Origin of the sequence: Thermoflexus sp. (assembly GCF_040289485.1) — a bacterium.
In the GTDB taxonomy this organism is placed as follows: Bacteria; Chloroflexota; Anaerolineae; order Thermoflexales; family Thermoflexaceae; genus Thermoflexus.
Genome location: NZ_PSLG01000002.1, coordinates 56,684 through 83,321, shown reverse-complemented (window position 1 = coordinate 83,321; position 26,638 = coordinate 56,684). Strand labels below are relative to the sequence as shown.

Here is a 26,638-nt window from a genome sequence, read left to right as displayed (position 1 = left end):
GGGCGGCTCAGCCTTCCTCCAGGGGCATCCAGGGGGCGGTGCGATCGCCGAGGGGACGCCAGCGAGGCCCGTCGCGGGTGTCCTGGATCTCGTAGCCCAGGTCCCGGAGGCGATCCCGGAGCGCATCGGCCGTCGCCCAGTCCCTCCGCTGCCGGGCGGCCTCCCGCTCGCGGATCAGGGCCGCCCCTTCGGGCGGGAGCGTCGGGCGGGGGAACTCCGGGGCGCCGGGCGGCGGCTGAACCTCCAAAGGGGGCGGGAGGCGCAGCGTCCCCAGCCACGCCATGGGGAAGGATCCCCCGCTGGGCACCTCCTGATGGCCGTTGCCCCACAGGATCGTCACCCGCCCCAGGCCCAGGACCTCGACGCTCTGTCGCTCGAAGTCGAAAACGGCCATCGTGTGTTCGTCCAGGCCCAGGATCACCACGTCGGGAGGCAGGAAGCGCCGCATGGCCTCGAACCGGGCGCGGCCGACGAAACACCGGCGGGTATCCACCTCCTCCCCACCCTCCTGGTTGTTCCAGTGGGAGACGATGGCCAGCCGCATGCCGAAGTCACCGAAGAAATCCAACCCCCGCACCCAGTGGGGATCGTGGCCAGCTTTGTAGATCTCGTAAACCGGCAGGGCCCAGGCGCTGATGGCGATGGCGGCTGCGCTGGCGAACCCGAGGGAGGCCCCCTGCCGGTGGCGAGCCACCAGGTAGCGCCAGGCCACGCTCCCCTCCAGCTGCCGGATGGCGTAGGTGGGGCTGCCCGGCCCCATGAAGATGTAATCCGCTTCCAGGAGGGGAGCGACCAGATACGGATCGTCCGGGCTGTGCGGCGTCCCCCGCCGGCGGGCAGGGATGACCAACACCTGCGGGCGAAACTCCCCTAGGCGCTCCCGGAGGAATGCGGCCACCCGGCCGGCCACGCGCGCGGAGTTCAGTTCGAAGCCGGCCGGGGTTTCCAGGACGGCCACGCGCACAGGAGGGGGGAAACCGGCCATCGCCGCGGCATGCCCACGCCGCCCGGCCGGGGCGATCTCCCCGGATCCAAACAGCACCACCCGGCCCGGGCAGGCCGGCGGGCCCCTATCGGCGCGCGGTGCTCCCATCTTGACCCCCTTCGGAGGCTCCTCTAAACATCATAAACGAGGCGCGGGGAGGCTTCCACTTTTGCCCGCGAGTGGATCCTGCGATTGCCTGCAGCTTGACAGGTCCCGGCATGGTCTTTAAAATCGCTTAAATCCATGGAGCAGAATGCCGGTGACCGCGAGGACGAGGATGGCGCTGGGGCGCTCCTATCGGGAGGCGAAGGGGGAGACGGCTGGCGGGGCCGCTTCAGAGGAGCCTTTGCTCCGCGTCGAAGGGCTCAGCAAGCGGTTCCAGGGTGTGCTGGCGCTGCGGGATTATCGGTTGAGCCTTCGCGCCGGGGAGATCCTAGGAGTGATCGGCCCCAACGGCGCCGGCAAGACCACCCTGATCAACCTGCTGAGCGGCTTCCTCAAACCGGATGCGGGGCGGATCCTGTTCCGCGGGTGGGATCTCACCCGGATCCCAACCCATCGGATCCCGGCCCTGGGGATCGCGCGGACCTTCCAGAACCTTCGGCTGTTCCCCTCGCTGACGGCCCTGGAGAACGTCCTGGTGGCGATGACCGTGCAGCATCCGCCGGGGGTGCTCTCCACCCTGTTCGGGTTCGGCCCGTGGGGGCGGCGCTGGCAGGCGCTGCGGGATCAGGGCATGGCCCTGCTGGAGCAGATGGGGATCGCCCACCTGGCAGAGCGCCCCGCCGGGGCGCTCTCATATGGGGACCAACGGCGGGTGGAGATCGCCCGGGCGTTGGCCCTGCAGCCCCAGTTGCTCCTGCTGGACGAGCCCACCGCCGGCTTGCACCCGGAGGAGAGCGAGGCATTGATCGAACAACTGGCTCGTCTCCATCGGGAGCGCCGCATCGCCATCCTGCTGGTCGCTCACGACATGCCGGTGGTGATGCGTTTCTGTCCCCGATTGCACGTCTTGAACTCCGGGGCCCTCTTGGCGGAGGGGACGCCGGAGGAGATTCGAAACCATCCGCTGGTGCTGGAGGCGTTCCTTGGTCGGCCCCGCGGTTCTCGAGCTGCATGAGATCAACGCTGCCTACGGCGCCATCCGCGCCCTGCGAGGCCTCTCGCTGGCCCTCGGGGCCGGAGAGGTGGTGGCCCTCCTGGGCCCCAACGGGGCGGGCAAGACGACCGCCCTGCGCGTGATCTCCGGCCTGCTGCGGCCGACCCATGGCCGCGTGTTCTACAAGGGCATGGAGATCACGGGACGTCCTCCTGCTTTCATCGCCCGCCTGGGCCTCATCCACTGTCCAGAGGGGCGGCAACTGTTCAAGAACCTAACGGTCCGCGAGAACCTGATCCTGGGGGGCTACCGGTTGCAGGATCCGGCCCGGGAGCGCCAGAACATGGAGCAGGTCCTCACGCTCTTCCCGATTTTGAAGGAAAGGCTCCACCAGCCGGCGGGGTTGCTCTCCGGAGGCCAGCAGCAAATGCTGGCCATCGGGCGGGCGCTGATGGCCGACCCCGAGGTCCTGTTGCTGGATGAGCCTTCGCTGGGCCTGGCGCCCCGCGTGGTGGAGGAGGTCTTCGAGGCGTTGGCCCAGCTGAAGGCCCAGGGTCTGACCATGCTGATCGTGGAACAGAACGCGGAGATGGCCCTGGGGCTGGCCGATCGGGCTTATGTGCTGGAGGCCGGCCGCGTGGTCCTTGCCGATGCAGCGGCGCGGCTGCGGGAGAACCCAGATCTGGTCCGGATCTACTTGGGCCGCTGACGGAGCGGAACCGAGATGCAGACCCTTGGCTCCCTCGAGTTCTGGATACAGCAGGGGATCAACGCCCTCGGGCTGGGCAGCCAGTATGCCCTGATGGCGGTGGGGTTGGCCATGGTCTTCGCCGTGATGCGGTTGATCAACTTCGCCCACGGCACGGTGATGATGGCCGGCGCCTACATCGGATGGCTCTTGCTCCAACGGGGCACGCCCTTCCCCCTGGTCGCCCTGGGGATGGTCCTGGGGGCAGCCGCCCTGGGGATCGCTATGGAGCGGGTTGCCTACCGGCCGGTGCGCGGCGCGCCCGATGTGGCCCTGCTCCTCAATTCCTTTGCCGTGGCCGTCCTGTTGGAGAACCTGGCGATCTTGATCTTCTCCCCCCGCTCCCGGCCCTTCCCGATGCCCGAGATCCTCACCCAAGTGCTCCACCCGGGAGGCGATCTGTTCCTGCCTTCCATCCATTTGTGGGCCTTGGGCGGGGCCCTGTTGGCCCTGACCGCCTTGGCCCTTTTCGTGACCCGCACCCGGCTGGGCCTGGCGATGCGGGCGGCCGCCGAGAACCCCACCGCCGCCCAGCTGATGGGCATTGACATCGGCAAGGTGACGCTGCTGGCCTTCGCCATCGGCTCGGCGATGGCTGGGTTGGCTGTTCTGTTCTGGACCGCCCATGTGGGGACGATCAACCCCGGTATGGGGTTCGAGCCGGTCCTCAAGGCCTTCGTGGCTTGTGTGATCGGCGGCTTTGGCACCATCCCAGGCGCCGTGCTGGGAGGATATCTGCTGGGGGCGCTGGAGATCTTCCTCCAGGGGATCTTGCCTTCGGGCGTCGTGGGCTATCGGGACGCTTTGGTGTATGCCGTCCTCATCTTGATTTTGCTGGCGCGCCCGGGCGGGGTGCTGGGCTATCTCGAGGCGGAGCGCGTCTGAGATGCGGATGTCTCTTGCCCATCGACGTTGGGTCTGGGCCTTACGGGCCCTCCTCGCGCTGGCGCTCCTGGGCGCTGGCGGGGCCGTGGCACGCTGGGGCGGCGCCTACCTCCAGCGCCTGGTCATCTTGTTCCTGATCAACCTCATGCTGGTGGTCAGTCTCAACCTCTTCACCGGGCTCACCGGGGTTTTCTCGCTGGGCCACGTGGGCTTCATGGCCTTGGGGGCTTACACCTCGGCCATCCTGACCCTCCCACCAGCCCTCAAGGCGGTCAACCTCCCGGACCTGCCAGCGCCTCTTTCCAACGTCACCCTGCCTTTCCTGCCCGCCCTGGTGGCCGGGGGCTTGGTCGCGACAGCGGTGGCCTTCCTGATCGGGATCCCGGTTTTGCGGCTGAGCGGGCATTTCGTGGCGGTGGCCACCCTTGGCTTCCTCATTATCGTTCGGGTGGTCCTGATCAACGCCGAGGCCTTCACTCGGGGAACCCGGACGTTCACTGGGGTGCCGCCGGCCACCACGCTGGGCTGGGCGGCGCTGTGGGCCCTCCTGAACCTCTATGTGGCGATGCGCGTGAAGGGATCGGCGCTGGGCCTCCAGATCCGGGCCGCCCGGGATGATCCATGGGGAGCGCAAGGGGTGGGCGTCGCCCTGGGACGGGTGCGCCTGGTCGCGTTCCTGATCAGCGCCTTCTTCACCGGGGTGGCCGGTGGGCTATGGGCGCATTTCCTCACCGCCTTCTCCCCCAACGCTTTCTATTTCTCGAAAACCTTTGAGATCGTCGTCATGATGATCGTGGGGGGGATGGGAAGCATCAGCGGATCTGTCTTGGGCACGCTGTTGGTGATGGGCAGCACCGAGTTGCTCCGCAACCTGGAGCCGGGGATCTCTATCGGCTCCATCACGCTCGGCCCGCTGTACGGCCTGAGCCAGATCGGCCTGGCGATCCTCCTGATGCTTCTGATCGCTTTCCGCCGCCAGGGCCTGCTGGGCGATCGGGAGTGGGGGCTGGAGCCCATCGCCGAACGCCTCGGAGCGTGGTGGGAGGGGCGCCGGGCCGAGCGGGTCTCCCTGCGCGTTCGAAAGGCGGATCCCTAAAACGAAGGAGGGCCGTTCCCCTGGTGTCGGGGGACATCTCACGACAAGGAGGAGACCCATGCGTCCGCTGCTCCGATGGATGACGTTGCTTCTAGCCGTCCTGCTGACGGCCGCCGCCTGTCAGCCTTCCCCCGCCTCTCCACCGCCCTCGCCGACGGCCGCCGCGCCGGCACCGCCCTCCGCGGCCTCCCCGACGCCTGGGGCCGCCGCGCCCATCCGCATCGGCGCGCCCTTCAACCTCACCGGCGGCATGGCCTCCATTGACGTCCCGGCGGCCAACGGGGCCCGCCTGGCCGCCGAGGAGATCAACGCCACCGGCGGCGTCCTGGGCCACCCCTTGGAGCTGCTCATCCGGGATACGAAAACAGATCCCGCCACGGCCGCCAACGTGGTCACCCAGCTCATCGAGCAAGACAAGGTCGTCGCGGTGATCGGCTTCAACGATTCCGACTACGTGCTGGCGGCCGGCCCCATCTGCCAGCGGGCAGGAGTCCCCTTCATCACGGTGGGCGCCACCTCGCCGCGCCTGCCCGGCCAGGTGGGCGATATGCTCTTCCTGGCCCCCTTCGGGGACAACGTGCAGGCGGCGGTGGGCGCCGAGTTCGCCTTTGAGAAGTTCGGCAAGACCGCTTATCTGCTGTGGGACAAAGGGGCCGAATACACCACCGTCCTGGCCAAATACTTCAAGGCACGCTTCACAGAACTGGGCGGGACCATTGTGCTGGAGGACACCTATCAATCCGGCGACAAGGACTTCTCCGCCCAGATCGCCAAGGTCAAGGCGCTCCCGCAACAGCCTGCCTTCTATTACATCGCCGCCCTCCCGGATGATGTGGGGACCATCGTGAAGCAGTTCCGCAACGCGGGGATCGCCGGGCCCATCGTGGGCGGCGACGGCTACGACACCCCGCTCTTGATCGAGGTGGCCGGCCCCGCCGCTGAGAGCGTGTTCTTTACAACTCACTCCCTGCTCACGGCCGACTCCCCGAACGAGCGGGTGCGAAAGTTCGTGGCCGCCTACAAGCAGAAATACGGCACCGAGCCCGAGGCGGTCTTCGCCGCCCTGGGTTACGACTCGGTTTACATGCTGGCCGAGGCCATCCGACGGGCTGGCTCCACGAACGGGCGGGCCATCCAGCAGGCCCTGGAGAACCTGCGGGACTTCCACGGCGTCACGGGGGTTATCAACTACTCGCCTCAGTCCCATATCCCCCAAAAGGGCGTGACTGTGATCGAGGCGAAGGGCGGAAAGTTCACCTTGGCCGCCGAACGGGTCCCGCAGAAGGTCCCGGCCCCATAAGGGAGCAGTCTGCGCTTTGCCCAGGAGACCGGTCGGGGGGTCGGAGACGGCCCGGCCTCCCGACCCGTTGCGCTCAACGGGAGGAACGCCATGGCAGAACGCCGCACTGAGATCCAGGCTGCGATCCGCACCCACCGCCTGCGCTACGTGCGCTTTGTCTGGTGCGACAACGCCGGGTTGATCCGAGCCAAAGCGGTCCACGTCGCTTCCCTGGAGGATTACCTGCATGGCGCCGGGGTGGGGATCGCCGCGGCCCAGCAGGCTCTCCCTGTGATGTACGACGCCCTGGCCCCCGGCTCCGGGCTGACGCCTGCCGGCGAGGTCCACATGCGGGCGGATTGGGACACGTTCACGCCGTTGCCCTATGCGCCGGGCCACGCTCAGGTGTTCACCGATATCTACGAGGGCGACCAGCCCTGGGCCCACTGCCCCCGCTCCTTCCTCCGACGGATGATCGCGCAAGCCCAACGCCGGGGCTGGCAGATCATGGCCGCCTTCGAGAACGAGTTCTATCTGCTGCGACCCACAAGCGAGGGCTGGGCTCCCGCCGATGGCACGGTCTTTGCCCAGACGGCCGCCTTGGATGCCTTGGCCCCTGTCTTGGAAGAGATCACCGCGGCCCTGGAGGCCCAAGGGATCCTCCCGGAGATGCTCTACGCGGAGTCGGGGCCCGGCCAGTTCGAGATGCCCATCCGCTACGCTGACGCCCTGCGGGCCGCCGACAACCAGATCGCCTTCCGGGAGACCGTGCGGGCCGTCGCCCGGCGCCACGGCCTGATCGCCTCCTTCGTCCCCAAGATCTTCCCCGATAAGGCCGGGAGCGGGGCGCACCTCCATTTCAGCCTGTGGCGGGGAGGCCGCAACCGGACCGGCGACCCGCGCCGCCCTGAGCAACTCTCTGCCGAGGCCCGGGCTTTCGTCGCGGGGATCCTGCAGCACCTGCCGGCCCTGATGGCCCTCACCACGCCCAGCCCCAACTCCTTCAAGCGGATCCGTCCCCGCTTCTGGAGCGGGGCCTTCACGGCCTGGGGCTACGGGAACCGCGAGGCCGCCGTCCGGGTCCCCCAGCCCGCCGCCGGACGGCCCGTCACCCATGTCGAACTGAAGACGGTGGATCCCTCCTGCAACCCTTACCTCGCCCTGGGGGCGGTGATCGCCGCCGGTCTGGACGGGATGGAGAAGGGCCTGGACCCCGGGGAGCCGGTCGCGATGGATCCGGCGGACCTCCCGGAGGCGGAGCGGGCGGCCCGGGGCGTCCGCCCCCTGCCCACAACCCTGGGCGAGGCCATCGCGGCCCTGGAACAGGACCAAGTCCTGCTCCAGGCCTTGGGGCCCGAACTGGCCCGCTCCTACCTGGCCGTGCGACGCGCGGAGTGGGAGGCGATGAAAGATCTGCCTCACGAGGAAGAGGTCCGCATCCTCCTGGAGCGTTACTGAGGGAGGATCCCCAATGCTGGATCTCTCGGCGGTCCCCATCGTCGACCAGCACGCGCACAACTTGCTCCGGCCCGAGCGCGCCGGCGCCTTCGCCTATCCATCGGCCTTCACCGAGGGCTACGCCGCCGAGGTGGTCACCCGCCATGTTCAGGAAACCCTCTTCTTCCGCCGCAGCATGCGGGAGATCGCCGAACTGCTGGGCTGCGCGCCGGACCTGGGGTCCGTTCTGGCGGCGCGGGAGCGGCTGGGGTTCGAGGAGGTCGCCCGACGGTGCTTCGAGGCCGCCGCCTTCCAGGCGCTCCTCCTCGACGACGGCTTCATGCCGGATGAGGTGCTGCCGACGGCGTGGCACCGACGGTTCGCCCCCACCTACCGGCTGCTTCGCGTGGAGTTCGTGGCGGAACGCTTGATCGTGGAGAGCCCCTCATGGCCTGCGTTTGAGGAGGCCTTCCGGGCCGCCCTGGAGACCCTGGGGCCCGACGTGGTCGGCTTCAAGATCATCGTCGCTTACCGGACCGGGCTTGCCGTCGAGGCCCCGGAGGAGGAGGGGGCTCGCGCGGCTTTCGAGATCCTCCGCCGCCGCGCCGCGGCCGGGGAGCGCGTCCGGCTGGCCCTCAAGCCGCTCAACGACTGGGTGGTGTGGCGCACGTTGGAGGCGGCCGCCCGGCGGGGATGGCCTGTCCAGTTCCATACCGGCTTCGGGGACCCCGATCTGGACCTGCGGTGGGCCAACCCGCTGCACCTGCGCCCGCTACTGGAGCATCCCGCGTTCCGGCGCGTGCCCTTCGTGTTGCTACACGCCTCCTACCCTTACACCCGGGAGGCCGCGTATTTGTCCGCTGTCTATCCCCATGTGTATGGGGATCTGGGCTTGGCCATCCCCTTCCTCAGCCAGTCCGGCATGCGCTTCGTCGTCCGCGCCTTCCTCGAACTCGCCCCCTTGAGCAAGATCCTGTTCTCCACCGACGCCCATCTGATCCCCGAGTTGTTCTACCTGGGAGCGCGATGGGGACGGCGAATCCTGGCCCAGGTGCTAGAGGAAACGGTGCGGGAGGGTGACCTGACCGTCGCCGAGGCGGAGGCCGCCGCCCACGCCATCCTCCACGAAAACGCACGCCGCCTCTATGCGCTGCCTTAAGGAGCGCCACCGCCGCGGAGGATCCGATGGACCGACCCCTCATCGGCGTGACGGTGAAGAACGTCCAGGAATCCGGGCCGCTCCACCGGGCCCAGAGCGCGACCGAGACCGCTTACCTGCGCGCCCTCTGGGTGGCCGGGGGCCTGCCGGTGATGCTGCCCAACCTGCCGGAGGCCGCCTCCCTGTTCGCCCAACGGTTGGACGGCGTGCTGTTCACTGGAGGATGTGATATCGACCCGCAACGCTACCGCGCCGCCCGGCACCCGCAGACGGGCCCGGTGGACCCAGAGCGGGACGCCTTCGAGTTCGCCCTCTTCGAGGCCGCCCGTCGCCTCGGGCGGCCCATGCTGGGGATCTGCCGTGGCTTCCAGGTGATGGCCGTGGGCTTCGGCGCCGCCCTCTGCCAGCACCTCCCCGACACCACCGAACTGGTCCACGACCTGGATCAGCCGCCGCCCGCCCGGGCCCACCCCGTGCGCATATTTCCCCTCCCCGGCCTGGCCGCGCTCCTCCCAGACCTTCCCGACGAGATCCTGGAGGTGAACTCCTATCACCATCAGGGGGTGCGCTGGCGGACGGATCTGCCCCCAGATCTCCATCTGCTGGCTGAAGCGCCGGACGGCGTCGTGGAGGCCTTCGCCTGGGTCCCGGAGGGCCAGACGATCCCCTGCGGTCTGGCCGTGCAGTGGCATCCCGAATTGTTGTTCGAGGACGATCCCCGCCACCTCTGGCCCTTCCGCTGGCTGGTGGCGACGGCTCAGAGGCGGTGAACGCTCAACGAAGGAAGCCGGCCGGGGGGAGGCGGAGGCGCAGGCGGGTTCCGGCCTCCGGCCGGCTGTGGATTTCGATCTCGCCCCCCATGGCCTGCAGCACGCCCCGGGCCACCGTCAGGCTGAGCCCGAACCCGGGCACCTCCCGCACCCGCGGATCCTCGGAGCGCCAGAAGGGGGTGAACAGGGAGGGCTGCTCCTCCTCCCGGATGCCGATACCGGTGTCTTGGATCTCGCAGACCACGCCCTCCGCCCCCCCATCGGCCCACACCCGGATCTCGCCGCCGGGAGGTGTGTATTTGACGGCGTTGTCCAGCCCTTTGATCAGGATCCGGACCAGGCGTTCCCGATCCGCCGCCACCGGCGGAAGGCCCTCCGCCACCACCACCGTCAGGCGATGCCCCCGGGCCTCGGCCTGGGGACGGATCCGCTCCACTGCCTCTGCAAGCGCCTCCGCCAGATCCACCGGCTCGATCCGCAGCCGCAGCCGCCCCGCCTCGAGGCGGGAGATCTCCAAGAGATCGCTCACCAGCCCAGCCAGCCGGTCGATGTTCGCCCGGATGGTCTCCAGAAAACGCCGTTGGTTCTCGGTGAGCGCCCCCCCCAGCCCCTTCAACAGGAGGTCAGCGTAGCCCATGATGCTGGTCATGGGGAGGCGGAGTTCATGGACGGCAGTGGAGAAGAAGGCGCTGTGGGCCTCCCGCTCCAGGGCCGCCTGCAGGGCGAGGGCGATCATCCAGCCCGCCGCCCGCCACCCGGAAGCCGGCTCGAGGGCTGGCACCCCCCGCAGCCCCAGCCACTCGGTCCCTCGGCCCAGCGGGAGCGCGAGGAAGGCCACGGCCTCCTCGGACAAACGCCATAGGACAGGAGCGCCGCCCTCCAGGACCTCTGGCAAGGGCCAGGGACGGCCCCAAAAGCCCGGGTCCTTCCAGGCGGCCAAACAGCGCCATCCCTCCGCCGCCCGAACGAGGAAGGCGCCGTCCACAGCGCCGGTTCGCTCCACCGCCCATCCCAGGGCCACCTCCCGGACCGCCGACGGCTCCCGGCGGTTGCGCAGACGCTCTCCCAGGTCCTCCAGCGCCTCCAGCCATCGCGCCTCCATCGCCATCATCCCTCCCGGACCTCCCAGCGATCCTCCTCGTCGTAGCGGTAACTCAGGAAGAACGGCTCCCCCGTCTCCAGGAAGCGCAACACCCGGGGCCAGAGGACCGGGAAATCGGCGACCGTCGGCAGCTCGGGCACCCGATGCAGCGGCACCCATTCCAGCGCGCCCTCAGGGCCCTCCCGGACGGCCCGCCCCGGAGCGCGCCCAACGAAGACGGCGAGCATCACCCCGGGGGCCTCCCCGGGGTCGATCAGCACCGTCCCGGCCAGGCGCAGGTCCACCCCTTCCAGACCGGCCTCCTCCGCGATCTCCCGCCGGGCCGCCGTCCGGAGATCCTCCCCCGGCTCCACGTGCCCGCCCAGGCCGTTGTAGCGCCCGGGCCAGATCCGCTTCGTCGGCGACCGCCGCATCAGGAGCACCGCGTCTCCGTGGAACAGGAAACAGAGCACCCGAGGGATCACCGCCCAGCGCTCCGGCGAAGCCCCTTGATCTGCGCGTCCCATCGGTTCATGGCCCTCCGAGATGGGCACGGAAGAAGGCGATGGCCCGCTGAAGCAACAGGCGCTCCGCCTCGCTGCCGGCTGCGAAGGTGTGGGGCTGGCCCGGATACATGAACAACTCGACCGTCTTCCCCATGGCCCGGAGCCGCTCATACAGGTCGCGGGACCATTCGGGGGGCACCATCGTGTCCGACCCACCGTGGTGGATCTGGATCGGCGCGACGATGTCTTCCAGATAGAAAGCCGGCGAGATGCGGCGCAAGTCCTCCTCCGGCGTTCGCAGTTCCTCCCGCCCCCGCTGTCCGCCGGACCACTGGAGGATGCGCTCGAAGTTCTTGCGCTCGTCGGCGCTCATGGAGCCGTAAAGCACCGCCGCCTTCACGCGGGGGTTCACCACCAAAACCCGCAGGGCGATCCCGCCGCCCATCGAGTGGCCGAACAGCCCCACCGCCTCCGGCCGGGCCATCGGAAGGGTCGGCAGGAGGGCGATGAGGTTGAGGACGTCGACGGCGTAACCCACGCGGAAGAGGTTGGGCCCTTTGTCCGAGGGTGGATGGTTCCGGTAGTTCGGATGCAAGACGAGGAAGCCCGCCCGGGCGAAGGCATCGGCGTAGCGGGCGGTGTAGGCCAGGGTGGAATACCGCGCCGGGTCGACGTAGCCGTGGAGCACGATCACCACGGGGAAGGGGCCCTGGCCGCGAGGGATGTTCATGAAGCCGTAGATCGTCAGCTCATCGCTCGGGTAGGCGATCAGGGTTCGGGTGAAGGCCGGGGTGACCGCTAGGAGCTCCCGGACCTCAAGGGCCCCTCCCCCGTAGGTCCGCCGCCGCAGATCCGCCACCGTGAGCCCAGCGTAGGGATCCGGGGTCGGCGTGGGCATCGGTGTGGAGGTGGCCCGCAGGGGCAGGACGGTCGCCGGCGGAGGAACGGGCGGGACCGCTGTCGGCGTCGGCAGCGGGAGGAGTGCCCGCCGGCAGCCGGAGGCCCCACCGCCCACCGCCATCCCGATGAGGCCGAACACCAACAGCCTCCGCCGCACGTCCTCTTCCCCCTTCCCGGCCCGGGTGGATCCGAAAGGATAATATATACGAAGCGCCTGCCGAGCAACCCTGTCCTGGGAGGAAGGGACATGTGGCGCAACTGGCTGGAGATCTACCGCACATGCAACCTCTCGGCCGATCGGCCCATGGACCCGGTATCCCGATGGCTGCTCGTCGTCCGTTGCTGCGTGTTCCCCATGACGCTGATCTCCGCCGCCATCGGGGGCCTACTGGCCGTCACCGTCGGCCGGTTCGAGCCGATCCCCTTTCTGCTCGCCGCCGTCGGGCTCCTCCTGGCCCACGCGGCCAACAACATGATCAACGATTACTTCGATCTGGAGACCGGACTGGACACCCCGGAATACGTGCGGGCGCAATACGCGCCGCACCCGGTGCTCTCCGGGCTGGTCACGCGGGGCCAGTTGCTGCGGGCGATCTTGGTGGTGAACGCCCTCGACGCCCTCATCGCGCTGGCCCTGACCGCGCTGCGGGGCTGGCCGATCCTGGCCTTCGCCCTGGCGGGCTTGTTCATCAGCGTGTTCTATGTTGCGCCGCCCCTGCGGCTCAAGCGGATCGGCCTGGGGGAACTGGGCGTGTTCCTGGTGTGGGGGCCGCTGATGATCGGCGGCACTTTCTATGCCACCACAGGGATGCTGCCCGGCTGGGTCTGGGCGGCGTCGCTGCCCTATGCCCTGCTGGTAGCCACGGTGCTCATCGGGAAGCACATCGACAAACTGGAACAGGATCGCGCCCAGGGGATCCGCACCCTGCCGGTCCTCCTCGGGGAGCGGGCCGCCCGGGCGCTGAACGCCGGCCTGATGGTGGCCTTCTACCTGGCTGTCCTGGGCCTGGTCGCGGCCCGGATCATGGGTCCATGGCTGTTGCTGACCCTCCTGGGGGTCCCCCGCCTGATCACCGTGCTGCGCACCTACGCCCGGCCGCGGCCGGCCGCCCCACCGCCGGGCTACCCGGTCTGGCCCCTGTGGTATGTGTCGTGGGCCTTCACGTTCAACCGCCGCGCCGGGGCGTTGTTCCTGGCCGGGCTGCTGTTGAACCTCATCGTCCCGATCCCCTTCCCCCGTTGAGGGGAACACGCCGGGGGGCGTGTTCGGTATATTCCAAGGGGGAGACCTTGAGGATCCCATATCGCCGCGTAAAATAGAGTCACAGCCTATGGGGAGAACCCGGAGATGAGCACGCCGGCCAGCACGCCCGCAGGGACCGCCACCGCTCCGGGGCCGACCCCGGCCGCCGGGATGGGGTTCATCCCGCCGGTGCCCCGCTCTCTAGAGGAGACCGGCCTGTCCCTCACCTTCCTCGCCGACCTGGCGCTCAAGATCCTCTACAACGCCGGCTATCTCACCGGCGGCCAGTTGGCTGATCGCCTGCGCCTGCCCTACACGGGGGTGACGGAAGCCATCCTGGAGTTCCTGAAACGGGAACAACTGGTGGAAGTCCAGGGGTCAAGAGGGGTGGGCGAGCAGGCCTATCAATACGCGTTGACCGCGCGGGGGCGCGACCGGGCCCGCGAGGCCCTGGAGCGGAGCCAGTATGCCGGCCCATCCCCAGTGCCCCTTCACGCCTACGCCGCCGGCATGCGCCGGCAGTCCCACAAGGGCGTGCGGGTAACCCCCCGGCTGATGCGCCAGGCCCTGGCCCACTTGGTCCTCAACGATCGGGTGTTCCACAAGATCGGCCCGGCCATCAACTCCGGGACCTCCATCTTTCTCTACGGGCCGCCGGGGAACGGGAAGACCTCCATCGCCGAGGCCATCGGGCGGCGGATCTTCCAGGGCCCGCTCTATATCCCCTACGCCGTCGAGGTCGGCGGCTTCGTGATCAAGGTGTTCGACGAAGTGAACCATGAGCTCCTCCCCAACGATCGGCCCGGCGGGACTGGTATGCTGAAGGCGGCGGCCGACGCCCGCTGGATCCTGATCCGACGGCCCTTCATCGTCAGCGGTGGCGAACTCACCTTGGAGATGCTGGACCTGACATGGAACGAGGTGAGCCGCTATTACGAGGCGCCGTTGCAAATGAAGGCCAACGGGGGCATCTTCCTCATCGACGACTTCGGCCGGCAACAGGTGCGGCCCCGGGACCTCCTCAACCGCTGGATCGTCCCCCTGGAGAAAGGGGTGGATTATCTGACCTTGCACACCGGCCAGAAGTTCGAGATCCCCTTCGAGGTCCTCATCCTCTTCTCCACCAACTTGAACCCACGGGATCTGGTGGACGAGGCTTTCCTGCGGCGCATCCGACACAAGATCGAGGTGCCGGATCCCACTCCCGCGGAGTTCCGGGAGATCTTCCGCCGGGAGTGCCAGGCCCGTGGGATCCCTTACGATGAGCAGGCCCTGATCTACCTGCTCCAGGAATGGTATGTCAAACGCCGGCGCCCCCTGCGGGCCGTCCACGCCCGGGATCTCCTGGCCCACATCCAGGACATCGCCTCGTATTTCAACGTGGCCCCGGTCCTGAACAAGGAACTCATCGACCGGGCTTGCGAGGCCTACTTCGTGGAGTTGGGCGCGCCCCCCGCCGCGCCGGCGCCGGCCAAGCCCTCCGGACCCGCCTAGGGCCTATCCCCCGCCGGACTTTCCCCCAGAGGGGGTCGTGAGCTAGAATCATGGCGGGCGCCCCGCGGCGGCGCATCCTTCTGTCCCCAGGGTTCCCAATGGCCAAGAAAGCCCAGCCCGGGCGGGTGGTGGCCACCAACCCGAAGGCCTATCACGATTATCACATCGAGGAGACCTTCGAGGCCGGCATCATCCTGACCGGGAGCGAGATCAAATCGGTGCGGGCCGGCAGGATCAGTCTGCGGGAAGGCTATGTGCTGCCCCGGGAGGGCGAGCTCTGGTTGATGAACGTGCACATCGCCCCCTATGAGCCGGCCTCCCGGGACAACCCGGATCCCCGCCGGCCCCGCAAACTGTTGCTCCACCGCCACGAGATCAACCGGCTGATCGGGAAGGCCCAGGAGAAGGGCTACACCATCGTCCCCCTGAAGGTCTACTTGAACGCCCGGGGCTTCGCCAAGGTGGAGATCGCCCTGGCCAAGGGCAAAAAGCAATACGAGAAGCGGCGGGCCATCGCCGAACGGGAGGCCCGTCGGGAGATCGAGCGGGCCCTGCGGGAGAAAGGCTGAGCCGCCGGAGGAAAGCAGGATGCTGGTGGAAATCCAGGCGGACCGGTTCGTGGCGAACGGGGTGCCGCTGGCCTCGGTGCGGGAGATCAACCGTCTCCCCGAGCCGGACCGGCTCGCCGTCTACCGGACCCTGATCCCGGATTTCCTCCTGGAACGCTACGGCATCGATCCGGTCACCCTGGGCGATGCCATGGGGCGCCCGCTGGTCCGCATCGAGGCCACCCCGGGAGGCGCGGCTGTGGAGATCCGCATCTGGCGGCGCGCCGACGATCAGGACCCGCTGGTCTATCTCCATTTCGCCGAGACCCTGCACAACCACATCATCGTCCTGCTCTTGATGACCAACGATCCGGACTCGCCGCGGTTCGATGTGGACCGGGATCGGCAGGGGCGGCCGACCAAATACGGGACGGTGCGCCGCAACATCGAGGCCGAGGTGGCGGCGATGCGGTTCGGCCTGGCCCCGGGCCAGGTCCGCCGCGGGCTGCGGCTCACCAAACATATGCTCCCACTGTTCGAGACCTTCGTCCGCCGCCTGGGCCACGACATGTTCCTGGTGGAGCCCCTGGCCTACCACGCCGCCATCCTTTTCGAACGCTATGGCTGCGGCTACATCCAAGGACGCTCGAAAATGGAGTGGATCCATCGGGAGTTCCAGCCGGGCGGGGTGCTCTACCGGCGCCTGGACGGGTCCACGCCGTTCCGACAGCCCGGCATGGAGCGGACGGTGCGTGGACGCTCCTGGGCCATCTATGATGGCATCCTGGGGGAGCCCTTCGACGGCGTCTCGATGTATAAGCGCATCGGCCACCACGCAGGCGTCTGCACCTTCCCGGACGCCGTCTGGTGAGCGGAGCGGGGATGCGTCTGGACCTGTGGCTCCGTCTGGTGCTCCTCCTCGCCCTGGTGGGCGTCGCCTGGTGGGCCGCCGGAAAGATCCACCGCCTGTGCCCGCCGGGGCTGGACCCGGAGCGGGCGCGGCGGCTGGAGGCCCTGCTCTCCCTGGGGCGGAGCCTCCTGCGCGCCCTGGTCCTGGCCGTCGCCTTCCTGATCGCCCTGGACCTGTTCGGCCTGAACCTGGGGCCGCTCCTCACCGGGGCCGGGATCGTCGGGGTGATCCTCGGGCTGGGCGCCCAGAGCGTGATCCGCGACCTGATCGCCGGGGTGGTCCTGGTCCTGGAAGGGCCCTTCGGGATCGGCGAGGTGATCCACGCCGCCGGCGTCGGCGGAACGGTCGAGCGCATCACGCTGCGGGCCACCTACCTGCGGGACGCCGATGGCACCCTGCACGCCATCCCCAACAGCATGCTGGGGGTGATCAGCAACCTGAGCCGGGATTGGGCTCGGGTGGCCGCGGATCTCCCCCTGCCCCGGGCGACCCCGTGGGAGCATGTGGAGGCGATCCGCTCCGAAGCCGAGGCGGCCATGGCCCAGGACGAGACCCTCGCCGGAAGTGGGCGAGGCCCCCTGACGATCGCCGGCGTGGAGGGGATCAGCGAGACCGCCTTCGTCGTGCGGTTCGAGATCCCGGTTCACCCGGCCGCCCGCTGGACAGCCGCCCGGCGCTTGCGGTATCATTTGATACGAGCGGCAAGGACGCTGGAGATCTCGCCGATCCATCGCCAGGAGGCCTGAATGCGCCCGAGAACCGCCGGCGTCGCGGTCGTGCTGAGCGCCCTGTTGGCAGCCGCATGCCAGGGGGGGATTTTCGGAGCGGCCCAGATGCCGCCCACGGCGACCTTCCCCCCGACCCGCACCCCACAGCCGACCGCGACCCCCACCTTCACACCGACCATCACCCCCTCGCCGACGGCGACCTTCACGCCCACGCCGACCGAGACCCCCACCCCGACGCGGACGCCCACGCGGACCCGGCCGCCTTACACCCCGACCCCGCGGCCGACCCCTACGCCGGCGCCGACCCCGACCCCGGCCTTCGATTTTTATCCCACCTCCATCAACCAGGCGCCCAACTGTGGGACGGTTTATGTGGAGGGTTATATCCGGGACGCGGCCGGCAACCCGATCAATGGCGTGTGGTATCAGTTGACCCTCTACTGGTTGGATGAGAGCGGGAACGCCAACTTCGTGCTGACCGACCGCAAGCAGAGCGGCGGGCGGGCCCCGGGCCTGTGGGGTTTCGCGCCGCTCGACCCCAAGGATTACCACAAGCCCTTCCGCTTCGTCATCCAGATCATCGAGAGCCCCGGCAACCCGCGCCCGCTCTCGCCGGCCGTGGTGATCGATCACCGTGATTGCAACCAGGCCGGCCAATACGTCTTCGACTGGAAGCGCCGCTGGTAGCCGCGCAGCCATCGACGATCGTCGATGGTCAAGGGGGGAACCGATGCGCTCAGTCCGTTTGTTTTTCCAAAAGATCGGCGTGCTGACGGCGCTGGTACTGATCCTGGAGGCATGCCGGCCGGCGCCGTTTCCCACGCCGACCCCGGTGATCTCCCGGCTTCCGCCCGTCCTGGTCAGCCGCACACCGGAGCCTGGCCAGGAGGTGACCCCGGAGATGCCCCTGCGCCTGGTCTTCAGCGAGCCGATGGATCGGGCCTCGGTGGAGGCCAACCTCCGGGTGATCCCGGCCGTGGCCGGCCGCTTCGCTTGGGAGGCGGGGGACCGCGTCCTGCGCTTCCTCCCCCAGGCCCCATGGAAACTCGAGACCATCTACGAGGTCCGCCTGGAGAACGCCCGCGCCCGCAACGGGCAGGCCCTCGCCCGCCCGGTGATCTTCCGGTTCCAAACCGCCTCCCCCTTGAAGGTGAGCGCGGTCCTGCCGGAGCCCGACGCCCGGGATGTCGATCCCCGTTCCCCGGTCACCGTGATCTTCAACCGCCCGGTGGTCCCGCTGCGCAGCGAGAGGGAGGCCGCAGCCCTGCCGCACCCCCTGGCTTTCGACCCCCCGATCCAGGGGACCGGGCGCTGGATCAACACCAGCATCTACACCTTCCAGCCTCAGGGAGCATGGGCGGCCGGCCGCACCTACACCGCCCGGGTCGTCGCCGGCCTGAAGGACCTGAGCGGGGTTTCCCTGGAGAAGGATTACACCTGGTCCTTCACCATCCGACGCCCCATGGTCCGGTCCTATGCTCCAGGGCGGGGCCGGCATATGGACCTGGATCGCTCTGCCCCCATCTCGATCACGTTCAACATGGAGATGGATCGGTCCTCGGTGGAGCAGGCCTTCACGCTGCGGGAAGGCGCCGAGGACGGACCGGCCCTCCCCGGGCGCTTCGAGTGGATCAGCCAGACGATGATCTTCCGGCCGGACCCGCCTCTCAAACTGGAAACCCGTTACTTCGTGCGCCTGGAGGCCCGCGCCGCCGCCCCCTCCGGATCCACCCTGGAGGGCCCCGTGGCCTGGGCCTTCACGACACCGTCCTATCCCCGCCTGGTCCAAACGGATCTGCCCACCCCGCCGCACCGACTGAAACCGGACGCCAGCATCGACCTAGTCTTCAGTTCGGGCCTCATCCGCCCCGAGTCCATCGCGCCGAACCTGCGCTTCGAGCCGCCGATCTCCCTCACCCGCATCTTCACCACGTGGGATCCCACCTCGGGTCGCTTCTCTGTGTATGGGCCGTGGCAGCCCGGCGCGACCTACACGCTGACGGTGGAGCCGGACATCGTCGACCGCTACGGCAACCGGCTGGACCGTCGGCACACCTTCACCTTCACGGTGGACCATCTGGATCCCATCGCTTACCTGAATCTCGGCGTCCCTCACCAACCCTTCGCCGTCATCGGAACCTATACCGAGACGGCGGCCTTCCTCTCTACTCGCAACCTCCAGCGGGTGGACTTCGCCCTTGCCCGGCTGGACCTGGGCACGTTCATCTCCTTGACCCACGAGCCCTATCGGGTCCGGGAGTACTTGCCCTCGCCCTCGGAGATCATCGCCCGCTGGGCCTTCACCGTGCCGGAAGTGATCACGGATGTCATCATGCTGAGCCGGGTGAACCTCGCCGGGCGGACCGGGCGCATCCTGCCCACCGGGATGTATCACCTGGCCATCGAGCCGCCCGGCGTCTCCATGGACCCGCCGGCCCGTTATCTGCTGGCCGCCGTGGACCTGAACGTGGTCCTCAAGGTCGGCCCCCAGGAGGCCCTGGTCTGGGTGACCGATATGGCGACGGGCCGCCCGGTCCCACGGATCCCCGTGGCGCTGCTGGGACGCCCTGAGGAAGGCCCGCTCCAGGGCCTGGGCACCACGACCACCGACGCCGATGGCATCGCCCGCTTCACGTGGGGCGAGCCCGTCCCGGTCTGGCGCTTCCGGATCGCCGTGGCCGGGAGCCCCGGCGGCCGCTTCGGCCTCGCCGCCAGCCCCTGGTCCGACGGTATCGAGCCGTGGGCCTTCGGCTTCCCAGCCGATTACGAGCCGGCCCGTTCCCAGGTCTACTGGCAGACCGATAAGCCGATCTATCGGCCCGGCCAGACGGTCCGCTTCAAAGCCATCGTCCGGTCCGACGACGACGCCCGCTATACCTTGCCGCCGAGCCGCACCCTGCCGATCCGCCTGGTGGACCCGGAGGGCCGGGAGGTGTATTCCGCTACCCTCCCCGTGGGCGCTTTCGGGACGGCCCACGGGGACTTCCCGCTGGCGGCAGACGCGCCCCTGGGGTCCTATACGCTCATGGCTGATCTCCCGCCCGGCCCTTACGCCCACACCATCTCTTTCTTGGTCGCCGCCTACCGCCGGCCCGAGTTTCAGGTCTCCCTGGCCACGGACCGGCCGGCCTATCTGGCAGGGGAGACCCTCCAGGCGCTGCTGCAGGCCACTTACTACTTCGGCGCCCCGGCGGCTGGGGCCACGGTCGAGTGGACGGCACGGGCCCGCCCTTACCGGTTCAGCCCACCCGGTCTCGAGGCCTTCTCCTGGGCCGACCTCGACCCTTACAGCGCCTATGAGGGCGAGGGGGAGGAGAAGATCGCCAGCGGGAGCGGGACCACCGACGCCCAGGGGCGTTTCATCATCCGCATGCCGGCCGACCTGGGGAAGCGCGCCGACAGCCAGGTGATCATCCTGGAGGCCCGGGTAACCGATCTCAACAACAACCTGGTGGCCGGGCGGACTGAGGCGGTGGTCCACGCGGGGCGGTTCTACATCGGGCTGCGGGCCGAGCGCTACGTGGGCGAGGCGGGCCAGCCCCTCACCCTCACTGTTCGCACGGTGGACTGGGAGGGCCGGCCCCTGGGGGAGATCCCCCTCTCGTGGACGGCTTACCGGCGGGAGTGGTTCAGCGTGATGCAGGAGACCGAACAGGGGCCCTTGTGGACGTGGACCTACAGCGACACGGCGGTGGTCAGTGGGACGCTCCGCACCGATGCCCAGGGGTCTGGACGGATCGCCCTCGTCCCGCCAGAGCCTGGCACCTATGTGGTGAAGGCCGAAGGACAGGACGCGGAAGGCCACCGGATCCGGAGCGCCGAGTTCGTGTGGGTGTCGGGGCGGGGCGCGGTGGCCTGGCGACAGGAGAACAACGACCGGCTGGAGCTGGTGGCCGATCGCCGGGAATACGCCCCCGGGGACACGGCCACCGTCCTGGTCCCCTCCCCCTTCACCGGGACGGTCACCGCCCTGATCACCCTGGAGCGGGGCCGGATCCGGCGGGCGGAGGTGCGGACGCTGGAGGGCAACGCCCCCACCCTCTCCATCCCCCTCACCGAGGCGGACGCGCCCAACGTCTTCCTCTCCGTGATCCTGATCAAGGGGGTGGATCGTCTGGAGCCCGCGCCGGCCTTCAAGATGGGAACGGTGAACCTCCGGGTGAAGGCCGAGCGCCAGCGGCTCCGGATCACGCTGACCCCGGACCGGGATGTGGCCGCCGGCGCCCACTACGGACCGCGGGAGACCATGACCGTGACCCTGCGGGCCACCGACGTCGACGGGCGCCCGGTCCAGGCGGAGGTGGCGGTGGCGGTGGTGGACGCCTCGGTGCTGGCCCTGGTGGATCCCAACGCCCCGCCGATCCTGGAGGCCTTCTACCACCCACGGAGCCTGTCCATCGCCACCAGCACTTCCTTGATCTACAACGTGAACCGGGTCACCCTGCGGATCGCCCGGGAGCGGAAGGGCGGGGGCGGCGGCGCGGCGGAGGCTTTCGGGGAGATCCGCCAGGAGTTCCCGGACACCGCCTATTGGAACGCCACCCTGCAGACCGACGCGGAGGGAAAGGCGGTCTTCTCCGTGCGCCTGCCGGACAATCTGACCACGTGGCGCATCACTGCGAAAGCGGTGACCCCTGAGACGCGGGTGGGAGAGGCCACCCTGGACGTCCGCAGCACCAAAGACTTGCTGATCCGGCCCAGCGTTCCCCGCTTCTTCGTGGCCGGCGACCGCGTGGTGCTGGGGGCGGCCGTCCACAACAACACCGATCGGCCCCTCCCGGTCGCCGTGCGGTTGGCGGCCAAGGGGATCACCCTCGAAGGGCCGGCGGAGCAGCGGGGGGACATCGGGCCCGGGGCCGCGGCGCGATTCGAGTGGACCGGCGTGGTGGACCGGGTGGACGCGGTGGACCTGACCTTCTTCGCCGAGGGCGGGGGGCTCCGGGACGCCACCAAGCCCACTCTGGCCCGGCCGGACGGCACCGTCCCGGTGTTGCGCTCCGTGGGCCTGGAGACCGTAGCGGCGGGGGGGATGCTGGAGGGAGCTGGGACGCGAGAGGAGATCGTGGCCCTGCCGCCCGAGCCGGAGGTCGTGGGCGGGGCGATGACGATCCGGCTGGCGCCCTCCCTGGCGGCAGCGACCCTGGAGAGCCTGGCCTGGCTGGAGCACTTCGAATTCGAATGCACCGAGCAGACCGTCAGCCGCTTCCTGCCCAACGTGGCCGCCTACCAGGCCTTGCGGCGCCTGGGCCTGTCCCGGCCGGGCCTGGAGGAGAACCTCCGGCGGCAGATCGCCATCGGGCTCCAGAAGCTCTACACCGGCCAGCGCGCCGATGGCGGATGGGGATGGTTCACCTCGATGGAGAGCGATCCCCTCACCACGACGTATGTGGTCTTCGCCCTGGCCCAGGCGCGGGCCGCCGGCTTCCCGGTGGCTGGGGACGTGGTGGAGCGGGGGGTGGCCTTCCTGCGCCGTGCCCTGAAGGCGCCGAGCGACCTGGCGGAATGGGAGGCCAACCGGCAGGCCTTCATGCTCTTTGCCATGGCGGAGGCTGGGGCCGGGGACCTGGGCCGGAGCGTGGCCCTCTGGGAGGCCCAAAAGGAGCACCTGGCCCTCTACGCCCGTGCCCTCCTGGCGATGGCGGTCGGCAAGGTTCAGCCCGACCATCCGCTGGTGAAGACGTTGATGAGCGATCTGGTGGAGAAGGCTCAGGTCACGGCCACCGGCGCCTGGTGGGAAGAGCGGGGCGTGGACGACTTCAACTGGAGCACCGACACCCGGACCACGGCCATCGCCCTGCTGGCCCTGCTGCGGCGGGAGCCAGGGAACCCGCTGGCCTTATCGGCGGTGCGGGGCTTGATGGCCGCCCGCCACGCCGATCGCTGGGAGACCACCCAGGAGACGGCCTGGGCGCTCCTGGCCCTGACCGAGTGGATGGCCCAAACCGGGGAACTGAGGGGGAACTACACTTGGAGTGTGGATCTGAACGACCGATCCCTGGGCTCCGGAGCGGTCACGCCGGACCGGATCGCCGAGACGGTGGTCTTGCGCCAGAACCTCTCGGCGCTCCGGCGGGAGGTCGGCAACGCGGTGCGCTTCTCGCGGAGCGAGGGCCCCGGCGTCCTGTATTACACGATCCACCTGGGTCTGGAGGAACCGGTGGAACGGATCGCCCCGCGGTCCCGGGGCCTGACCGTCTTCCGCCAGTATCTGCGGCTGGACGACCCGTGTTTGAAAGACCGGCGCAAAGCCTGCACCCCGGTGACCACCGCCCGCGCCGGTGAGGTCCTGACCGTCCGTCTGACCCTGGTGGTCCCCCGCTCGGTTCATCATCTCGTGCTGGAGGATCCCTACCCGGCGGGGATGGAAGCCCTGGACCCCTCGCTGAAGACCACGCCGCAGGCGGGCCGGCCGCCGACGCCCGAGCGGGGGAATGCGGAGGATCCCTTCGGGGGCTACGGCGGATGGGGCTGGTGGTGGTTCGGGCATGCAGCCCTCTATGACGACCGGGCGGCCCTCTTCGCCGAGTTTCTCCCCGCGGGCACCTATGAATACACCTATCTGGTCCGGGCCGGCTGGGCGGGTCGGTTCCGGACGCGCCCCGCCCGGGCCTACGCCTTTTACTTCCCCGAGATCTACGGCCAGAGCGAGGGGACGTTATTCGAGATCACCCCGTAAGCGACCCCGTGGCGGATCAGCTCCCTGAGATGGTCGGGGTCTGCTCGGGCGAAGCCGCGGGCCAGGGCCACACCGCGTGCAGCGGACTTCGATCAGGAGCCACGTAGATGGCGTCTACCGGACATTCCTCTTCGCAGAGGAAACAGGTCTGGCAGTCGTCGCGATAGACAATGCGCGCCACCGACCTCCTCTGGGGATCCGGGTCCATGCACAGCACGTCCAAAGGACACACCTACACGCACAAGGTGCAGCCGATGCAGCGCTGGGCATCCACCCACTGGATTATGAGGCTTCGCCTCCCAACGGGCAGGGCTGGAAAACCTTTTGGTCTTCGTATTCCAACGTGGTCAGCGTCCAGCCCAGCCCTCCGGGGGGCAACGTCGGCTGGGCCAGGGTCCAGCGCCGCCAGCGGGCATCGTCCCGCTGAGGGAAATCCAGCCGGCGGTGCCAGCCGCGGGTTTCCTGGCGGGCCTGGGCGGCGGCGAACATGGCGTGGGCGGTCAAGGCCGCGTGCCGCACCTCGTGGCATTGGGCCAGCCGATGCCCATCTAGAGCCCGGGCACGGCCGGCATCCTGCCAGATCTCCTCAACCCGGGCTTGGGCCGCTGCCAGGCCCGGGCCGCTGCGGAAGAAGTTAACTTCCGGATCCACCACCAGGCGCTGGAGCCGCCGCAGGATCTCCACCGGGTCCGGCCCTCGCTCCCGCCGGAGGGGGGCCAGGGCGGCCTCCCAGGCCGCAGCGATCTCGGTCTCATCGAGCCCATCGGGTGGGACCTCCCGGGCCCGGCGGGCAGCGGCGCATCCGGCCCAGAAGCCGCTCGCCATTGCCGGCACCCACCACCGGAAGACGGCTGGCCGTGTCTCCCGCTACGAACAGCACCGGGACGGTGGTGTCGCCGGAGAGGGAGCGGGCGAACACGCCCCCGCCGGCACCGATGGAGCCGGTGAAGCGGGGGATCCACGACACCGGCTGGGTGAACACATCCACGCCAGTGCGAGCCAGTCCCTTGGCCACTAAAGGGAAGTCCGTCTCCCAGCGACGTCGGTCGGCCTCGGAGATCCCCCGCAAGTCGAAGTAGATGGGGCCGCGGCCTTCCCGAATCTCGGTCAGCATGGCCAGCGCCAGCCGCTGGGTGGGGGCGGGATCGGGCTCCCCATGCCGTTCCAAGATGTTCTCGCCCAGACGGTTGCGGAAGCGGCCGCCCAGGGCGGCCAGCACGCACTGGCCGTGGCTGTCGAAGAGACTGCAGGTGGCGATGTAGCTCACACAATACTCCATGCCGGCCAGGGCGGCTCCGGCCTCCGCGGCCAGTCCATATCCCTCCCCCATAGCGGAGTGGACACCCATATGGGCGCCCCGCGAGGCGCACCCACCCGCGGCCAACACCACCGCCCGGGCACGGATGGCCAGCAAGGACCCGCGCTGGCGGAGGAACCCGGCGGCCCCCGCCACCCCGCCTTGGGGGGAGGGAAGCAGCGCGGTGAGGCATGCATGGTCTACGATCTGAGCCCCTGACCGACGCACCAACCGGCGGAGGAAGCGCAACAGCCCCACGCTCTCCAGAGCCAGCCGGGGAACATGGATACGGCTCCCTACTTTCAGCCAGCGGCGCCGCAGCCCTCCCTCCGACGTGTGCTCCAACGGGGCACCCAACGCGCCCAGCTCCTGCCACAAGCGGGCGCTGGCCTCAGCCACCCGACACACAGCCTCCCGATGGACCAGACCCTCCACTGCCTGCTCGTGCTCGTCCAGGAAACGTTCCATGTCGTCTTCCGGCAACAGATAGAGCGCGACGCCGCCCGCAAAGGGGCTGACCCCATCAGCGCCCGCATAGCCCTTGCAGGCCACCACCACGCGGGCGCCGCTCCGCAAGGCTGCCCAAGCGGCCACAAGGCCGGCCAGGCCGCCGCCCACCACCAGCACGTCGCTTACTAGCTCCCCCCGAGGGTAATGTGCTAGGCTCATCCTCCCGCCCATCCCAGTTTGATCTCCAGGGCCCGCACAGCCGCGTCCATCAGGAACCCCAGCGAGCCGATGGCGAGCACCGAGGCTGCCAGTTCCGGATAGGCCAGACGGTCGCGGGTGTCCAACACCAGGTAACCCAGGCCGCTGGTGACACCCAACATCTCAGCGGGTACCAGCACGATCCAAGCCACACCGGTGGCCAACCGGATGCCGCTCACCAGATGGCCCAACACCGCCGGCAGGGCCACGTGCACCAGCATCTCCGCTGGCCGGGCGCCCACGCTCCGGGCGATCCACAGCCAACCCCGGTCCAGCGTCCGCACCCCTGCGGCCGTGTTGAGCAGCACCGGCCAAACGGCTGCTACAGCGACCAAGAACACCACCGCGCGGTCGGCGATGCCTAAGACCATGATGGCAATGGGCATCCAGGAGAGGGGCGATATGGTGCGCAAGAACTGAAAAACCGGGCTCGTCGTCCGCTCCAGGCCACGCACGTAGCCACTGAGAAGCCCAAGGGGCACGCCGATCCCGATGGCCAGCGCCAGCCCCATCAGCACCCGGCGGAGGCTGATCAGGCTGTGGTGCAGCAAGGTGCCGTCCTGGGCCATGCGAGCGAGGGCGGCCAGGGCCGGTCCCGGCCCGAACTCAGCCAGCAGCGATGAACGACCTGGCAGGGGCAGGGTGGCCAGCCACCACAGAGCCAGCGCCCAAACAACGCCCAGGGCTGGCAGGACAGCGTTGGATCGCCACAGGCGCCGGGAGCGCATCATGGCTCGATCACCTCCTGGCGCTGAAGATCCTCAGGCTGTCCGAAAGCGCGCGGCCCGCCCATCTGCGCAAGGGCCTCCCGCACAAGCCCCTCGTCCACCAGGTCCCGGGCAGCCAAGTCCGGCGTCAACTTCCGGAGGAAAGCGGTATCTCCCTCCACCTGGGTTTCCTGCAAAGCCAGGACCAGCCGGGCCATGTAGGAGGGATAGGGATAGGGATAGGGTTGGAAATCGATGCGCATAGGGCGCCAGGTTGACCTGCCGGGCCTGGAAAGCTTCGACGATCTAGGACCAAGAGCGGAACAGACGCGGCGGCTCCGCTGTCAGCCCTTCCTCCTTGTAGTAACCCAGTAGTAACCCA

The 26,638-nt window shown here is 69.0% G+C and carries 23 protein-coding genes; 15 read left to right on the top strand and 8 right to left on the bottom strand.

Annotated elements, in window-relative coordinates:
• Window positions 1–7: 7 nt before the first annotated feature.
• Window positions 8–1,093 carry a CysS/YqeB C-terminal domain-containing protein gene (locus tag C4313_RS00845; RefSeq protein ID WP_352427983.1) on the bottom strand — a complete coding sequence of 362 codons (1,086 nt, stop codon included), beginning with the start codon at window positions 1,091–1,093 and terminating at the stop codon, window positions 8–10.
• A gap of 169 nt (window positions 1,094–1,262) precedes the next feature.
• On the opposite strand from C4313_RS00845, the gene C4313_RS00840 reads away from it, so the two are divergent.
• From C4313_RS00840 to C4313_RS00805, 8 genes are all read left to right on the top strand, one after another.
• Window positions 1,263–2,105, top strand: coding sequence for an ABC transporter ATP-binding protein (locus C4313_RS00840; protein ID WP_352427982.1), 843 nt, complete (start codon window positions 1,263–1,265; stop codon window positions 2,103–2,105).
• Entirely contained in the window at window positions 2,074–2,793 is a 720-nt protein-coding gene (locus tag C4313_RS00835; protein ID WP_352427981.1) for an ABC transporter ATP-binding protein, read from the top strand. Before C4313_RS00840 ends, C4313_RS00835 begins: the two co-directional genes overlap by 32 nt.
• 15 nt (window positions 2,794–2,808) lie before the next feature.
• Entirely contained in the window at window positions 2,809–3,717 is a 909-nt protein-coding gene (locus C4313_RS00830; protein ID WP_352427980.1) for a branched-chain amino acid ABC transporter permease, read from the top strand.
• 1 nt (window position 3,718) lies between these two features.
• Window positions 3,719–4,813, top strand: coding sequence for a branched-chain amino acid ABC transporter permease (locus tag C4313_RS00825; protein ID WP_352427979.1), 1,095 nt, complete (start codon window positions 3,719–3,721; stop codon window positions 4,811–4,813).
• Between the two features lie 58 nt (window positions 4,814–4,871).
• Window positions 4,872–6,113, top strand: a complete 1,242-nt coding sequence (locus tag C4313_RS00820) for an ABC transporter substrate-binding protein (protein WP_352427978.1) — start codon at window positions 4,872–4,874, stop codon at window positions 6,111–6,113.
• Between the two features lie 90 nt (window positions 6,114–6,203).
• Entirely contained in the window at window positions 6,204–7,550 is a 1,347-nt protein-coding gene (locus C4313_RS00815; RefSeq protein ID WP_352427977.1) for a glutamine synthetase family protein, read from the top strand.
• Window positions 7,551–7,563: 13 nt separating this feature from the next.
• Window positions 7,564–8,688, top strand: coding sequence for an amidohydrolase family protein (locus C4313_RS00810; RefSeq protein ID WP_352427976.1), 1,125 nt, complete (start codon window positions 7,564–7,566; stop codon window positions 8,686–8,688).
• A gap of 26 nt (window positions 8,689–8,714) precedes the next feature.
• On the top strand, window positions 8,715–9,458 hold the full coding sequence (locus C4313_RS00805; protein ID WP_352427975.1) for a gamma-glutamyl-gamma-aminobutyrate hydrolase family protein: 744 nt from the start codon (window positions 8,715–8,717) through the stop codon (window positions 9,456–9,458).
• A gap of 4 nt (window positions 9,459–9,462) precedes the next feature.
• On the opposite strand, the gene C4313_RS00800 is transcribed toward C4313_RS00805, so the two are convergent.
• Genes C4313_RS00800 through C4313_RS00790 form a run of 3 tightly spaced genes read right to left on the bottom strand, consistent with a single transcriptional unit; the run spans window position 9,463 to window position 12,102 of the window.
• The gene (locus C4313_RS00800; protein WP_352427974.1) at window positions 9,463–10,566 is read right to left on the bottom strand and encodes a sensor histidine kinase; all 1,104 of its coding nucleotides are present in this window, start codon (window positions 10,564–10,566) and stop codon (window positions 9,463–9,465) included.
• The gene (locus C4313_RS00795; protein WP_352427973.1) at window positions 10,566–11,066 is read right to left on the bottom strand and encodes an NUDIX hydrolase; all 501 of its coding nucleotides are present in this window, start codon (window positions 11,064–11,066) and stop codon (window positions 10,566–10,568) included. Before C4313_RS00795 ends, C4313_RS00800 begins: the two co-directional genes overlap by 1 nt.
• Window positions 11,067–11,070: 4 nt before the next feature.
• The gene (locus C4313_RS00790) at window positions 11,071–12,102 is read right to left on the bottom strand and encodes an alpha/beta hydrolase family protein (RefSeq protein WP_352427972.1); all 1,032 of its coding nucleotides are present in this window, start codon (window positions 12,100–12,102) and stop codon (window positions 11,071–11,073) included.
• A gap of 90 nt (window positions 12,103–12,192) precedes the next feature.
• Between C4313_RS00790 and C4313_RS00785 the strand changes: the two genes are divergently transcribed.
• The 7 genes from C4313_RS00785 to C4313_RS00755 all read left to right on the top strand — a co-directional run bounded on the left by C4313_RS00785 (window position 12,193) and on the right by C4313_RS00755 (window position 23,544).
• Window positions 12,193–13,188, top strand: coding sequence for a prenyltransferase (locus tag C4313_RS00785; protein ID WP_352427971.1), 996 nt, complete (start codon window positions 12,193–12,195; stop codon window positions 13,186–13,188).
• A 105-nt stretch (window positions 13,189–13,293) separates the two neighbouring features.
• Window positions 13,294–14,682, top strand: a complete 1,389-nt coding sequence (locus tag C4313_RS00780) for a DUF8689 domain-containing protein (RefSeq protein ID WP_352427970.1) — start codon at window positions 13,294–13,296, stop codon at window positions 14,680–14,682.
• Window positions 14,683–14,780: 98 nt separating this feature from the next.
• Window positions 14,781–15,251: an SsrA-binding protein SmpB gene (smpB, locus tag C4313_RS00775; RefSeq protein WP_352427992.1), complete on the top strand. Its 471-nt coding sequence runs from the start codon at window positions 14,781–14,783 to the stop codon at window positions 15,249–15,251.
• 19 nt (window positions 15,252–15,270) lie between these two features.
• Window positions 15,271–16,101 carry a hypothetical protein gene (locus C4313_RS00770; protein ID WP_352427969.1) on the top strand — a complete coding sequence of 277 codons (831 nt, stop codon included), beginning with the start codon at window positions 15,271–15,273 and terminating at the stop codon, window positions 16,099–16,101.
• 11 nt (window positions 16,102–16,112) lie between these two features.
• On the top strand, window positions 16,113–16,886 hold the full coding sequence (locus tag C4313_RS00765; RefSeq protein ID WP_352427968.1) for a mechanosensitive ion channel family protein: 774 nt from the start codon (window positions 16,113–16,115) through the stop codon (window positions 16,884–16,886).
• Entirely contained in the window at window positions 16,887–17,555 is a 669-nt protein-coding gene (locus C4313_RS00760) for a hypothetical protein (protein ID WP_352427967.1), read from the top strand.
• A gap of 43 nt (window positions 17,556–17,598) precedes the next feature.
• A complete protein-coding gene (locus C4313_RS00755) occupies window positions 17,599–23,544 on the top strand; it encodes an Ig-like domain-containing protein (protein ID WP_352427966.1) in 5,946 nt (1,981 codons plus the stop codon).
• 282 nt (window positions 23,545–23,826) lie between these two features.
• On the opposite strand, the gene C4313_RS00750 is transcribed toward C4313_RS00755, so the two are convergent.
• Genes C4313_RS00750 through C4313_RS00735 form a run of 4 tightly spaced genes read right to left on the bottom strand, consistent with a single transcriptional unit; the run spans window position 23,827 to window position 26,519 of the window.
• On the bottom strand, window positions 23,827–24,369 hold the full coding sequence (locus C4313_RS00750; RefSeq protein WP_352427965.1) for an FAD-binding protein: 543 nt from the start codon (window positions 24,367–24,369) through the stop codon (window positions 23,827–23,829).
• On the bottom strand, window positions 24,296–25,510 hold the full coding sequence (locus tag C4313_RS00745) for an FAD-dependent oxidoreductase (RefSeq protein ID WP_352427964.1): 1,215 nt from the start codon (window positions 25,508–25,510) through the stop codon (window positions 24,296–24,298). Before C4313_RS00745 ends, C4313_RS00750 begins: the two co-directional genes overlap by 74 nt.
• Window positions 25,507–26,277 carry an ABC transporter permease gene (locus C4313_RS00740; protein WP_503012432.1) on the bottom strand — a complete coding sequence of 257 codons (771 nt, stop codon included), beginning with the start codon at window positions 26,275–26,277 and terminating at the stop codon, window positions 25,507–25,509. The genes C4313_RS00745 and C4313_RS00740 overlap by 4 nt, the downstream gene beginning before the upstream one ends.
• On the bottom strand, window positions 26,277–26,519 hold the full coding sequence (locus C4313_RS00735) for a hypothetical protein (RefSeq protein ID WP_352427962.1): 243 nt from the start codon (window positions 26,517–26,519) through the stop codon (window positions 26,277–26,279). The genes C4313_RS00740 and C4313_RS00735 overlap by 1 nt, the downstream gene beginning before the upstream one ends.
• Window positions 26,520–26,638 lie beyond the last annotated feature (119 nt).